Genomic DNA, 13,734 nt, shown 5'->3' with positions numbered 1-13,734 from the left:
CCAGACAATTGAAAACTGTTGTGTCATTATTTCTTTGAACGCGGATTCTGCATCCAATACAGATAACCGTCTTCGGCACCCACGATTAAATCACGAACGCCGTCCTTGTCCCAATCCACCGTACAAGGGCTGCTGGTATGACCGGCCAGCTTTCGTGAACTGAGGGGGCCTTGATTTTTCAAGGCGATTTTTCCATCAACGGTTTTTTCATTGCGATAGAAGTCAGCATTCATGCTGTTCACGAGTAGATCCAAGCGTCCGTCGCCATCCCAGTCGACGATATGCAGTTTATACCGCCCACTACCGCCGGCCCGTTTGGGATTCAGTTGAATCGGCTTGAGAGATTCATCCACAAAAATTCGCTGGCCCGGCAGTAACTTGAGTTCTTTGCCATCACGAACCCGCTCAAAAAAGGCAATATAACCTTCATGATCCAGCATCACCAAATCGGTAAGGCCATCCTGATTGAAATCGACGGCAACCGGAGTTGTTCTCCACTGAGTCACCAGTTGATTGCCACGTGGATTCCACCAGTTCCAGGCTGGCTTGGGAACATCGCCCTTCCATTCCACGTCCAGCGTCTGTGCAGGAGCCAGTTTGGGGGCTTTCCGTGTCCCAATATTTTCGTACCAGAGAATTTCACCCCAGATCGAATTCACCAATAAATCGGGCAATCCATCCTGATTCCAGTCTGCGACCGTCTGGGTTGTATAACCCCACTTGGCTTCACAGGGACCTTGAATCGAGCCGTTGGGGCCTGCCTGAATTCGAATCGGTCGGCCGCCTGCTTCCAGATAACGGGGGGCAGCCAGTTTAGGAGAATTCGCGTTTCCATCCAGATTTTCTATGAAACCAATATAGCCTGCGGTATTCCCACAGATCAGATCTTCATCGCCGTCACCATCCCAGTCATAAGCGTAAGGCGTCGCCAGTGCACCAAACTTGACTCCCGCTGCCTTTTGCCGGAAATAACGAGGCGGGAGAAACTGAGGCAACCCGCCCAACAGTTCTCCCGTATTCTCCATGAACGCAACACGTCCATCTTCATCCCCTATCACCAGATCGGTATCGCCATCCTGATCCCAGTCAATCGCAGTCGGCACGATCATCTGCAGATCCATCTGTAAGGGCTGCCCATTATTCGCCAGACGGCGACCAGACACATAACGGGGTTCGGTTCGCGTTCCTGTATTCTCGAAGTACGTTAATTGATCCAGAAATTCTCCACACAGCAAATCCAGATCACCATCATGATCAAAATCAGCAAAGTTAGGTGAAGGCCAGCCAAACACTTCCAGAGGCTGATCTCCGACCTTAATCTTGACCGGTTTTTCATATTTGGGTTTTTCATCGGTACCAGAATTTTTCAGCACATACACCAGACCATGCAGCGGTCCGTTGGTCCACTGCCCCTGTTCGTTATAGGCGTCATCCCAGCCATAGTCACCCCAGTCGCCGACTCCTACGATCAAATCATGATCCTGATCGCCATCGTAATCCACATAGTACCATTGATTCGCACGCACTTTTTTCCCATGCACATTTCGGTCAACGGGTAACGCAGTCAGTTTATCAAAGCCCTTGTTTTTGAAATCAACCACTTCCCGCCCGGAAACCAGGACACGAGGTGTTCCATTGATCGATGAGAGACAGGTATTGTGATAGCCTTTCCCCAGGCGAACCCCCGGCTCAAAAACAGGCAGCTTCTGTTTACCATCTGATCGATTTTCGAAGAAATAGGTTCCATTCGAAGGCTTATCCGGACAGGAAACTAGCAAATCCAGATCACCATCGCCATCATAATCCATGGGTAGTGGCCATGCCCATAACCCGACTCCCAGATCAACTTCAAGCCCTGAATTATGGTAGGTTAATTGCTCTAACTCTTCCGCGGGCAGCGAGACCGCCATTGAAAAAAACAAGATAGCGAAACAGAGTTGAAAACCAGTTCGAAATAGACGATGAGCGACCATAATAGAATTTCCTAAAACGGAATGAGTAGTATCGTTCAAAAAGAACAGACGTGCTATAATCTCAAAAATTTATGACTTCCTATATTTAACTCGAATACTCTGGAAGAGTCTAGTCGTTCAATTCCGTACAGATTCAATAAGTTGAAATATAATGAATTGGTTGCTTCTTTGTCGTTTATTGGGGCTTGTGGGGATGCTGGTCGGAGCCTCAATGGTCTTCAGTCTCCCTTGGGCATTTCCGATCTTTGGTGAAACCGCCGAATTCGAATTTGCGGGCTTTTGGGGCATTTGTGGTGCCATCGCCTGTAGTCTTATCTCAGGTTCTATTCTGTATCTCGTGGGACGCAATGAACATGGCACAATCCTGCGAAAAGAAGCCCTGGCAATTGTAGGTTTGAGCTGGATCTATTCCGGAATCCTCGGCTGCCTGCCTTTTCTTTTTTCCGGAACCATGGTCACACCCGAAGTTCCGATGACCATTCCCGATGCCCTGTTTGAATCGATCTCGGGATTCACTACCACAGGGGCGTCCGTGCTGCGTGAACTGGAAGACCCGGCACTGGTTCCCCGCTCGGTTCTGTTCTGGCGCAGTTTTACCCATTGCCTGGGGGGCATGGGAATCATCGTTTTGTTCGTCGCAATTCTGAGCCATCTGGGTGCGGGTGGAAAGGCGCTCATGAAACGCGAAGTCCCGGGGCCTACGAGTGAAGCCGTGCGGCCGCGCGTTCGCGAATCGGCGATTGTCATGTGGACCATCTACGTCTCTTTTACACTCATCCTGGCATTGATTCTCTGGCTGGAAGGCATGAGTGTGTTCGACGCGTTCTGTCATAGCTTTGGTTCAATGGCAACCGGTGGATTCAGCACGCACAATGCCAGTGTCGGCTACTTCAACAGTTCGCTGATTGAATTTACGATCGCCGCCTTTATGGTTGCTGCCGGCACCAACTTCTCTCTTTATTTTCTTTCACTCAAAAATATTCGCTCGCAGGACCGTTCCTGGAAACACTTCATCGCTCCGCTAAGAAACGACATTGAGTTTCGTACCTACCTGATCATTCTAGGATCCGCGATTCTGTTTCTGACCTACAACCTGATGCGAAATCAGATTTACGATAACCTGCCTGACGCACTGCGCTATGCCGGCTTTCAAGCCGTCTCGATCATGACCACTACCGGTTATGGAACCGGCGACTTCGATACCTGGAACGAATCTTCCAAAATGTTATTGCTGCTGTTGATGTTTGTCGGCGGCTGTGCCGGCTCGACAGCAGGTGGTATCAAAGTCATTCGATTCGTCCTCTTTGCGAAGATCATCTGGCTCGAAATTGAAAAATCATTCCGCCCGAATGTGGTTCGCCCTGTTCGACTCGGCGAGACCAATATCGAGCAGAGCATACGAAACGATGTCACCGTTTATTTCAGCCTGGTCCTGGTGATTTTCATCTTCAGCAGCCTGTTACTGACGGCCATTGAGCCAAATACGGAATGGCAAAAGAATAAACCAGAAAAACTGATTGACTGTACCAGCGCCGTGGTCGCGACCCTGAATAATATCGGCCCGGGTGTTGGCGAGCTGGGGCCCACAGAAAACTATGCCGATTTCACCCTGACTGGAAAAGTGATTTTGACAGTCCTGATGTTGCTGGGCAGACTGGAACTGTTTGCGATTCTCGTTTTGTTTGTTCCGTCCTTCTGGAAAAACTACTGATATAAAAAAAGCACGAGTCGATTCCAGACCCGTGCTCTCTCCATCGTCTTTGATGCAGTTTGTTTTATCAAATTTTCTCGGGTTTTTGCCCCGTTTTATACTTCTTGGGACCTGTGCCGGAATTATTTGGTTCATAGTCTCCGACGAAATCCGTCTTGGCTCCCTGGTCTGGAATTTTATCTTCCATCCCCAATGCCCACAAAATACCGTTCAGAGACAATTTTCGCACATTGGGATCTTTGAAATCAAAGGGGTGTGCGGTGGTCGTAAAGAAGACTCGCCCCTTCGTACCGTCTTGCCCTTTGTAGGTTTTAGTCCAGGCAACGGGATTGGTCATCGGAAATTTCTCCAGGTTACCTTTCATCTGATGGTTTGACTTCAACGAATGTCCCGTGAGTAAAGGCTTACTGTCCCCCGCCAGCTTATGGCCTTCACTACCACCATCTACATGATACAACCAAGAGTAAGCTTTATACGGCTTTACGCCTCGCAAAATCGGGTGATCTTGGGCGTCGTCATCAATGCTGACTTCGGTCAAAAATTCGTGACCGTCACCAAAGTGACCATGGTGTGTGATCCATCTCTGGCCAACAAGTTCGGCAATCTTTTCATTATTCCAATCCTTGTACGGGCTTTTCGGATCACGGAACAGGAAGGCATGCGTAGCTGTTCGAAAGCCAACAACAGGCTTTCCTAATTTGACATACTTTAAAAAATGCTGGAACTGCTCAGGTGGTAAATCCCGGAAACGAGTGAACAACACCATCAGGTCTGCATCATCAAGTGCTTCCAGACCACTGATCGATTTTTGGTTCCCTGGAGAAATATTGCCGTCTTCATCCAATGAATAACAGATCGTCACATCGAATCCATAATCCCGCTTCAATATTTTTGCCAGCATTGGCATCGATTCTTCGGAACGGTATTCATCATCGCCTGTCACAAATACGATGTGTGGCTTCTCACCAGCCTGCGTTTCTGTCACAAATGCGGACCCCAATAACAATAAGGAAAAACAGATCAAGAGATAAGACAACGATTTCATGAATACTCCTGCCAACGCTGAGGACTTTTCTATATGTGAAGTATGACGTTTAACTTCGATTCCACCTCTATCGTATCTGAACAGGGGACCCGAATTCAATTGTTGAACGGGAGAACTCTTGACCTTGCCCTGTAGATTAGGCATGCTGGAATTATCCAAAATCTGTCAAAGTTCAAAACACCTTCCATTTTGGCTCCTTTTATCGAGTTTCGCAGCAACATGAAGAATGATACATTTAAGACATGCTTGATTACCGGTTTCCTGCTATTGGCGATACTCTCGCTTAAGACAAATCTAAATGCCGACCCCGCCCTGAAAATCCCCGCCGTTTCAGACAAAAATATCCATCTGCGAGGCAGCTACCAGAACAGCAGGCAGAAATTTGAAACAGATAAGACCGGGCATGTCGCGTTTCTGGGTGGTTCGATTACCGAAATGAATGGCTACCGTCCCATGGTCTGCCAATTCCTGGAGAAAACGTTTCCGGAAACCAAATTCCAGTTCACGAATGCCGGGATTTCTTCTACCTGCTCGAATACCGGTGCATTTCGTACAAAACGCGATGTGTTAAGCCAGGGTCCCGTTGATCTGTTTTTCGTCGAATTCGCTGTCAACGATGATCAGGACGCCGGACATTCTGAAACAGCCGCCATTCGAGGCATGGAAGGCGTGATTGCACAAATTCGCAAACACAACCCGTATGCTGATATTGTAATGGTTCACTTCGTCAATCCTTCCATGCTGGAAACGATTCAACAGAACAAGAAGCCGCTCTCCAGTTCCAGCCACGATCGCGTCGCCGAACACTATCAAATTTCAACCGTCGATCTCGCCAGTGAAGTCGCGCGGCTCATACAAGCCGATCAACTGACCTGGAAACAATTCGGAGGCACACACCCGGCTCCATTCGGAAATGCCATCTGCGCTGCGATGGTGGAAAAACTGCTCACCAACGCCTGGCAGGAAAAGGGATCGCGCAGCAAACACGCGACTCCCGAAAAACCCCTCGACCCCTTCAGCTTTCGCAACGGGCGACTGATCGATATCAAAGACGCGAAACTTCATCCAGGCTGGACAATCGAAGTCCCCGATTGGGATTCCATTCCCGGAAGTAAACGCAGCCGTTTCACTAGCATTCCCATGTTGTGTGCCACTCAAGCCGGCGCGGAGCTGGAACTCGATTTTGAAGGAACCGCGTTAGGCGTGTTTACCGTGGCTGGCCCCGACGCCGGGACCTTGGAAGTAAGCATTGATGGAGGCCCGTTTCAAACCTTCGATCTGTATCACAAATACAGCAAAGGCCTGCACTATCCGCGTTCTGTCGTCTTTAACAGCGAGTTAAAGCCAGGCAAGCACCATGCCAAAATCCGCATGAGCGAGAAATCATCAAGTAAAGGGCATGCCGCGCGAATTATGTATTTCGCAGGTAACTGAGGGCAACACAGTTCGACCTAAAAGAAATCCAGACGGACATCAAACAGTTTCTGCCGATCCCCCCGATTGCGGAAATCATCCAGCATCGCTTTCATATCCGGTCGCAGGAAGTCGTTAAACTTCTGCTTGCCCCCAACACGTACGACGAGGCGTTTTTCATAGTCTACGATATCAGGAGTAAGCCAGAGTGTGTTGACTTTGCCTCCGGATTTGACATAGATCACATTCCCCTCTTTCACACTGACATTGAGTGTGACGGGCCTGACTCGAATGCGCTGATTGTTGACGACAACGGGCCGCGTGACCTGCGGTGGAAGATCTTCGGTCCGAACCCAGTAAAAACGATTATCAATCGGACGCAGAATCTTTTCCTCGATCTCTTTCGGATACTTCAGTCGCTTCTGCAGCTCCATCCAGTTAAACAGGTTATGAATTTCTTCGTAATAATATTCATAACCACGCCCTATATACTCGGCGTAAATCACGTCGTGTCCGTATCGCATCATTCGGTTGACGACCAGAGAATTATGATCCAGCGTATCGCGGTCGAGTTCGCCTCCCACAATATACCAGGGTAAATCTTTGGCGTTCTGCCAATAGTGCAGATTAAACGCGTTGGTCTTGCCGGCAATCGGAATCACACCGGCAAACAGCCCCGGATGTGACATGCCGATATCAAAAGCCGCATCCGCCCCTGTCCCATGTCCTGCAAGAAACACGCGGTCGGAATCGACATTGAATCGCTTTCGGGCATCGCGGATGGACTGAATGACGGCATAATGTGCCGTGATATTGTCTTCATATTCTTCCTGATCTTTCTGCAGATACTCGGGAGAGATCACGATATAACCACGGCGCTGGGACTGTCCGGGACCGTTTTTGTACTTACCCCACCAACCCAACTCAAATTGAACCGTCTTATGTGAAGGACGCAACGCCACAATCATCGGATAAGTATGATGAGGATTATATTCGATCGGCAACAAAACCGAATAAGAGACAGGAACTTCTGCATCGGGATCAGTCACCTGGATGGTAAATGCGTCATCGTTCTTACGTACCGGAGCATCCAGAATCGGTGGCAGCAGAGGTATCATCTGTTTGACGACTTCCGTCGAAACACCTTCCAGCTTCTGGAGCGTTTCAATCATGAAATCGCGTTCATGCTCATCTTCGTTACGTAAGTACTCCAGTACTTGCGCCCGTGCGGTCCACAAGTTGAGCGCCGTATCCAGGTCGGTCATCACGTGCGCGGATCCGATAATCCAACCCGAATAGGCAATCGCCAACTTTTCCTGAACAGTTAATGAATCATCGCTTTCCAGATTCAAAAAAGCGGATAAGCGATCAATGGAATCAAAATTGAGCTGTGTGATCACCTCGCGACGGTAGGCCTGTAACAGATTTTTGTTTGCCTCATCCTTAATCTCAGCTTCGAGTTCCCCTAGACGGAACTGGGCTTTTTCGATCTGTTCTTGACGTTTGTGATAATCTTCTTCGATTTCACGAATCTGTCTGAGGATGGACTGGCTGACATTATTGGTCGGAAATTTGGCAATCGCTTCCTGTGCCAGTCGATGCTGCCCGGCTTTGCGCCGTTGTTGAAGTTCGTTCAACAGTTGCTGGCTATGCAGCGTGCGTAAGTCTTTCACAAACACAGCGATTTTATCTTTGTACTCGGGAAAATCCTGTTCGATATCCGCAAATGCCTGGGCTGCGGGAAGATACAGCCCCGCCTGAATATAAAACCGGGCGACAGCGATCCGTTCGTTGGGGTCCAGCGGATCAATGACTTGTTTCAACATCGCCGCCAGAACTTCTTCTTTCACAGAAGTCGTTCGAATTCCCAAATCCCACTGGTGCTTCAGCCCAGTCACTTTCAGATACTTTGGAGTAATCTCGGTGACTCCCTGCAGCAATGCCAGATCGCCTTTATTCGTACTGAGTGTTACCGTTCGTCGACCGAACTTGTCAAAATCGGTGACATCTTTGAACGAACCCACTGTTTTTAACATCTGCCCGCGACCGGTCACCTGCTGTTTGAGAGGGAAGAGTTCCTGTTCCGATAAAAATTCCTGGTCAAGGTTGTAGCGTTTTACATTCCGACGAGATACGAAATAGCGAACCATCCCATCATCGACCAGGATAATCGGTGCGCCTGTAAACGTCCGCGATGACGCGCGCGGATCAACAATGTCACCCTCAATCCGGGCAGCTAACTTATCCGTGAGGCCAAGAATTGGTGCCAGATCACCGCGGATAATAGTGCCATGTTCCAGCTCCACCTCCCCGGCCTGGACTGCCCCCACGGGTGCGAATCCTGGCCCGATCAAGAGCAGGAACACCAGTGCGGCGAGACTTGCTCTTTTCAGACTCAAAGTGGCACTACAACAGCGGAAAACGGATTCAGGAAATAATCGTACAGTCATACACAGTTCATCGACATACCGACTGTCAGAATTTGAGAAATAGTAAACCCCTTCCCTTTACCTACGTATCCGGAATCCATTCAATGGTAAAAAATCAGGATAAATTCAATTTTACGGCAATCCAGCGCCATAATTCCGGAATATAACGGTAAGCAAAGAAACATATTGCGGCTATGATCCCCAGATAAATGATCAGGGTAATCCAACCCCAGGTCCCTTCAGCCAGATTTTTGAAAAACCGACGGCGATTCCTGCGGTCATAATCACGGCTGATTTCGTTGATTTTATCCTGCATATTCATCGCACGCGCATCAGCTTTGTCTTTGATTGTGCGGACCTGCATGACCGAATCAAATTCCGGGCACTGTGCCAGCGCAATAAACTCTCCCTCGGCTGTGCGTTTGACCTTAGCAGTCGTATTAATGACTCCGGCTTTCACCCCTTGCTTGATCTGGGCAACCGTCATTTTACTGACGATTGTTTTGCCGGCTGCGTTCTGATGTTGAATGAACCAGACGCGTTGCTCCACAACCTCTTTCTTGTTTTTGCTGACCGATCGTTCTGCGTCTTTCGCAGATGAAACTTCACCCCCGCTATTCCGCTTGGGAGCTGCTGCGGATGATACTTTGCTTTTGCCTTTGCGACGAACTCGTGAGACACCAGACGCGGCTTCACCATCGATAAAGCTCAAAGATGGAGACTCGAGCTCCATGTCTTCCAGCAACGTCATAATCTCGGCACAATTCTTAAATCGATGATCCGGGTTTTTGGCCATCATCTTTTCAATTAACAGATCCAGTTTCTCGGGTACTTCAGGATTGAGCTTGCGTACGGACTCAAACTTCCCAGACTCCTTAGCCATGATCAGTTCCAGAGCCGTATCGCCACTGAACGGAAACTTGCCCGTCAGGAAGTTATAAAAAGTTCCCCCTAAGGCATAAATGTCCGTCCGATGATCGACGTGCTTGGCATTCCTTGCCTGCTCGGGAGGCATATAAAGAGGCGTGCCCAGTCCCGTGCCACTTTGGGTCATTGAGTTATCTTCATCAACGGCTTTGGCAAGCCCCAGATCAGCGACCTTCACGACGCCTTTACTGGTCACCAGAATATTGTCGGGTTTGATATCGCGATGAATCAGTTTTGACTCATGTGCATGCGAAAGCGCATCCAGACAGGCCAGAATAATCAATGTGGCATCGCCAATGGAGAGCTGTTTGAGCTTATCCATCCAATCCTGCATGCTCTTGCCATCGATATATTCAATGGCAACATAATGAAATCCGTGATCCTCCCCGACAGCATAACAGCGGACCACATTGGGATGGTCAAGCTTGGCCATTGCTTTCGCTTCACGATAAAAACGCTCTACAAATTTCGGGTCGTTAGCAAACTTTTTCTTCAGAGTCTTGATCGCCACTTTACGATCCAGACTTTCCTGCTCGGCCAGATAGACATCGCCCATACCACCGGCGCCCAGCTTGCGTTTCAGTCGAAACTCTCCCAGATGAGTAATCTTATTCGCGGATGATGCCCCTTTTTGAGGTGAGGCTTCTGATGAAGACATTGTTCCATTCTCCTGTTAAGCCCGCAGAGAAAAATCAGGTATAAAAAAGAATATAAGTGCAGAACTCACTATAGCTTGCAGGAGGTAGTAGAAATGAAATAATGAACCGGGGACTACGGAAACACTGCCCCGGATTCGGAATAACCTGCATCGCCCAGTATAAACAAAAGCCTCTAGAATAGCCATAATTTCCTGTAAAACCAGCGAAGAAATGCACCGGTCTACCAGGTACATTCTTCCCCAGTCAGCATCTTGTATGCTTCAAAGTATTTCTCGCGCGTTTTGGACACGATTTCTTCAGGTAGTGTGGGTGGCGGGCTGTTTTTATCCCAAGTAGTCGTCTCCAGCCAGTCACGTACAAACTGTTTGTCCAGTGACCGTTGAGGCCCTCCCGGTTGATAATATTCGGCGGGCCAGAAACGGGAGCTGTCAGGTGTGAGCACCTCGTCAATCAGAATCGGTTCGCCGTCCAAAATCCCAAATTCAAATTTCGTATCTGCCAGAATGATGCCTCGCTGCTGTGCGTATTCGGATCCCTGCTGATAAATCTGAATGCTCAGATTTCGCAATTTGTCTGCCAGTTCCTGACCGATGGCATCACTCATGGTTTGAAAAGAAACATTTTCATCGTGGCCTGTTTCCGCTTTGGTTGCCGGCGTAAACAGTGGTTCCGGAAGCTGATCACTTTGCTGTAAGCCTTCCGGCAGATCGATTCCACAGACGGCGCCCGTCGCCAGATAATCCTTCCAGCCGGAACCGGAAAGATAACCGCGAACAACACATTCAAAGGGAACTACTTCTGTTTTTCGAACGACCATACAGCGACCGCTCAGCGCCTCGAGATCAGCATCATCGGGAAGTGGTAAATCAGCCGGATTCATGCTCAGTAAATGATTGGAAACCGACTCAAATCGTTCAAACCAGAACCGACTGATCTGAGTTAATACCCGCCCCTTATCTGGAATGCCGGGTGATAGAATCCAGTCAAACGCACTGATACGGTCTGTGGCGACAAACAGTAATCGGTCCTCAAAATCATACACGTCTCGAACTTTACCCCGTCTGACGGGAATTCCGGAAAGCGAACTTTCAATAAGAGCTGTAGAAGCCATAAACTAAGACCACCATGATTAAAATCCAATGAATTTGAACACTGGAAGTTTAGCGGGAAGCTGCCGGCTAAACAATTGACGATAAATCATAACCGATAAATCCCGTACAAAATGAGTGATCGTCAGGTTCCTGATTACTCAGTCACGTATCTCGTTTCAATGTACATACATACGAGTCTACACTTGCCTGCAGTAACTTAAACGCGATAATGGATGATAAGGCTTGAAGTTAACAACTTTTTCGAAAAAATCAGATAACGATTGCGACCCGTTTTATGGGCAACTTGCGTTTTTTAATAGCACCCTCCCAGGTACCTGAAGACTGGTCTGATCTTCATCGTGCTTATCTGAACGCTGTTGATGGTCGTGTCTTCCCCACGCGCGTTGAAGTCGATGGGAACCTGCTGACGTTTCGTCGTCAGACTTCACAAAGCTGCAAGCTGAACATTGTCTGGAAAATCACTGACTTTGGCCGTCCTGTCATCAGAACAGCTTCCCTCTCCGAACGGGAAGAACCTTATGTTCTGCTCCTCGAATTAGCTCGTGGAAAAATTTCGACACTGAAAGATCAACTCAGTGTCTGGCAAATTGCCGGTCTGAACATTCCTGATGAACTCTGGAAACTGCACGATGAAGCGTTCTCCGCGTTCTCGAAAGCAGCGGTTAACCAGGACAAACTGGAAGAATGCTCCGAGCTGGCGGGAGTCGCTCTACAGAAAGCGCATGCTGCAGCCGAAATGCTGGTGCAACTTTATGCGCGCCAGCGATTGATGATTCTACATCAACGAGCACAATCACTGAAACTGCCTGTATCACTGGGCTGCAACCTGGGTGAGTTTATCCCCAATTCACAGGAAACCCGGCAAATCTGCCAGGCCTTCGATGCCGCGAATACTGATCTGATTAACTGGAAACTGATCGAACAGTTTGAAGGAGATCAGAACTGGGATTTATGCGACCAGCAGGTTGACTGGTGCGAAAAGAACCATCTGCTGATTCGTGGCGGATGTCTGCTCGACTTTGCTCCACAAGGTCTGCCCGACTGGCTTGAATCCTGGAAGCTGGATATGGTCAACTTTCAGAGCATCATTTCACATTTCATCGAAACCGCCATCACGCGGTATACCGGCAGTATCCGGACCTGGACTCTGGTTTCCGCCATAAATACCGGTGGAGTGTTTGGTCTCAACGAAGAAACACGCTTAACATTAACCGCACGGGCAATCGAAGTTGCCAAACAGACCGACGATTCCATTCAATGCTTTATTCGGGTGGAACAACCGTGGGGCGACTATCTATCTAAAGGCCAGCATCAGTTATCCCCCATGCAATTTGTGGATGCCATTGATCGGCTCGGCGTCGGCCTTTCCGGAATCGATCTTGAATTCAGCATCGGTTACTACCCCAATGGTTCCCATCACCATGATTTGCTGGATATCTCCAAACTGATTGATAAATGGAGTATTCTCAATCTGCCTTTACATATTACGCTGGCATTCCCCAGTGATGACAGTGTCATTGATGAGAAAAATTCTTCTATCTCCAAGGTCCAGGCAAGCCAGTGGAAAACAGACTGGAGCGAAGCCGCACAGGCGGAATGGATTGATTTATACCTTCCCCTGCTCTTGGCTAAACCTGCTGTGACGGGTGTGTACTGGTCCCGATTCCGAGATCAGGATGCACGTCGTTTTCCCCACTCTGGCCTGATCAATCTCGAAGGCAAGGCCAAACCAGCCTTGAAAACGATCACCAAATATCACCAGCAATACTGGCGGTCCTGAATTTCGGGCTTTCCCGATCCTGTCAAAGCCGCTCTCAGTCGAAAGTTAGCCGGCTGCCTGCTAGTATGGAGTCGCGTGAGGCATTGTAGAAACGAAATCCTGATCGTCTTCAGGATGTTTTCACCACGCAAATTCCGACGGCTTCTGTTCCGTCTTACTCCACTACTTGAAGGATTCTGAAATGGCTACTGAAAGCAAAGTGCCTGAAGTTGGCAAACGTGCTCCTGCTTTTTATCTTCCCGCTTACCCTGAAGGAAAAATTCGCCTGAGCCAATTTAAGGGTGAGAAAAATGTACTGCTTTACTTCTATCCTAAAGACAACACACCAGGTTGCACTACCGAATCCTGCGATTTTCGGGATCGAGTCGCCACCTTTAAACGTAAGGACACTGTGATTATGGGGATCAGCCCGGATTCGGTTGCATCACACGAAAAATTCGCAACCAAATTCGATCTCCCCTTCATTCTACTGTCCGATGAAAACCATGAGATTGCCGAAAAGTACGGCGTATGGGTCGAGAAGATGAACTACGGCAAAAAATACATGGGCATTCAGCGATCCACCTTTCTGATTGATAAGGCGGGAAAAATTGCTGCTGCCTGGCCGAAGGTCAAAGTCAATGGTCACGCTGAAGAAGTCGCAGAAGCTCTGAAAGAACTAGACTGAATTCGCTTTTGACTCGCA

The 13,734-nt window shown here is 48.7% G+C and carries 9 protein-coding genes; 4 read left to right on the top strand and 5 right to left on the bottom strand.

Annotated elements, in window-relative coordinates; translation table 11 throughout:
• Window positions 1-26: 26 nt before the first annotated feature.
• Window positions 27-1,973 carry an FG-GAP repeat domain-containing protein gene (locus tag Pan241w_RS03305; RefSeq protein WP_145210924.1) on the bottom strand — a complete coding sequence of 649 codons (1,947 nt, stop codon included), beginning with the start codon at window positions 1,971-1,973 and terminating at the stop codon, window positions 27-29.
• A gap of 151 nt (window positions 1,974-2,124) precedes the next feature.
• On the opposite strand from Pan241w_RS03305, the gene Pan241w_RS03300 reads away from it, so the two are divergent.
• Complete coding sequence (locus Pan241w_RS03300) at window positions 2,125-3,684, top strand: TrkH family potassium uptake protein (RefSeq protein ID WP_145210921.1); 1,560 nt, start codon at window positions 2,125-2,127, stop codon at window positions 3,682-3,684.
• 67 nt (window positions 3,685-3,751) lie between these two features.
• Here Pan241w_RS03300 and Pan241w_RS03295 read toward each other — a convergent pair whose 3' ends face one another.
• Window positions 3,752-4,729, bottom strand: a complete 978-nt coding sequence (locus Pan241w_RS03295) for a ThuA domain-containing protein (protein WP_145210919.1) — start codon at window positions 4,727-4,729, stop codon at window positions 3,752-3,754.
• Between the two features lie 219 nt (window positions 4,730-4,948).
• Between Pan241w_RS03295 and Pan241w_RS03290 the strand changes: the two genes are divergently transcribed.
• Complete coding sequence (locus tag Pan241w_RS03290) at window positions 4,949-6,163, top strand: SGNH/GDSL hydrolase family protein (RefSeq protein WP_145210916.1); 1,215 nt, start codon at window positions 4,949-4,951, stop codon at window positions 6,161-6,163.
• 17 nt (window positions 6,164-6,180) lie between these two features.
• Here Pan241w_RS03290 and Pan241w_RS03285 read toward each other — a convergent pair whose 3' ends face one another.
• The 3 genes from Pan241w_RS03285 to Pan241w_RS03275 all read right to left on the bottom strand — a co-directional run bounded on the left by Pan241w_RS03285 (window position 6,181) and on the right by Pan241w_RS03275 (window position 11,268).
• Window positions 6,181-8,592 (bottom strand): hypothetical protein, encoded by a 2,412-nt coding sequence (locus Pan241w_RS03285; protein ID WP_145210913.1) that lies wholly within the window; start codon window positions 8,590-8,592, stop codon window positions 6,181-6,183.
• Window positions 8,593-8,686: 94 nt separating this feature from the next.
• Window positions 8,687-10,156: a serine/threonine protein kinase gene (locus Pan241w_RS03280; protein ID WP_145210910.1), complete on the bottom strand. Its 1,470-nt coding sequence runs from the start codon at window positions 10,154-10,156 to the stop codon at window positions 8,687-8,689.
• 221 nt (window positions 10,157-10,377) lie between these two features.
• Window positions 10,378-11,268 (bottom strand): phosphoribosylaminoimidazolesuccinocarboxamide synthase, encoded by an 891-nt coding sequence (locus Pan241w_RS03275; RefSeq protein WP_145210908.1) that lies wholly within the window; start codon window positions 11,266-11,268, stop codon window positions 10,378-10,380.
• 275 nt (window positions 11,269-11,543) lie between these two features.
• On the opposite strand from Pan241w_RS03275, the gene Pan241w_RS03270 reads away from it, so the two are divergent.
• Both Pan241w_RS03270 and bcp read left to right on the top strand, forming a co-directional pair.
• Entirely contained in the window at window positions 11,544-13,049 is a 1,506-nt protein-coding gene (locus tag Pan241w_RS03270; protein WP_145210904.1) for an endo-1,4-beta-xylanase, read from the top strand.
• Between the two features lie 181 nt (window positions 13,050-13,230).
• Window positions 13,231-13,716: a thioredoxin-dependent thiol peroxidase gene (gene bcp, locus Pan241w_RS03265; RefSeq protein ID WP_198000302.1), complete on the top strand. Its 486-nt coding sequence runs from the start codon at window positions 13,231-13,233 to the stop codon at window positions 13,714-13,716.
• Window positions 13,717-13,734: the final 18 nt, after the last annotated feature.

This window comes from Gimesia alba (genome assembly GCF_007744675.1).
In the GTDB taxonomy this organism is placed as follows: Bacteria; Planctomycetota; Planctomycetia; order Planctomycetales; family Planctomycetaceae; genus Gimesia; species Gimesia alba.
Note: the sequence above shows the minus strand (reverse complement) of the source record. Positions and strands in the feature narration are given on the sequence as shown.

Coding starts and splice junctions, on each gene's coding strand:
- Pan241w_RS03275 (WP_145210908.1), bottom strand. CDS start 11,268: ATGGCTTCTACAGCTCTTATTGAAAGTTCGCTTTCCGGAATTCCCGTC.
- bcp (WP_198000302.1), top strand. CDS start 13,231: ATGGCTACTGAAAGCAAAGTGCCTGAAGTTGGCAAACGTGCTCCTGCT.
- Pan241w_RS03295 (WP_145210919.1), bottom strand. CDS start 4,729: ATGAAATCGTTGTCTTATCTCTTGATCTGTTTTTCCTTATTGTTATTG.
- Pan241w_RS03290 (WP_145210916.1), top strand. CDS start 4,949: ATGAAGAATGATACATTTAAGACATGCTTGATTACCGGTTTCCTGCTA.
- Pan241w_RS03270 (WP_145210904.1), top strand. CDS start 11,544: ATGGGCAACTTGCGTTTTTTAATAGCACCCTCCCAGGTACCTGAAGAC.
- Pan241w_RS03305 (WP_145210924.1), bottom strand. CDS start 1,973: ATGGTCGCTCATCGTCTATTTCGAACTGGTTTTCAACTCTGTTTCGCT.
- Pan241w_RS03285 (WP_145210913.1), bottom strand. CDS start 8,592: ATGACTGTACGATTATTTCCTGAATCCGTTTTCCGCTGTTGTAGTGCC.
- Pan241w_RS03300 (WP_145210921.1), top strand. CDS start 2,125: ATGAATTGGTTGCTTCTTTGTCGTTTATTGGGGCTTGTGGGGATGCTG.
- Pan241w_RS03280 (WP_145210910.1), bottom strand. CDS start 10,156: ATGTCTTCATCAGAAGCCTCACCTCAAAAAGGGGCATCATCCGCGAAT.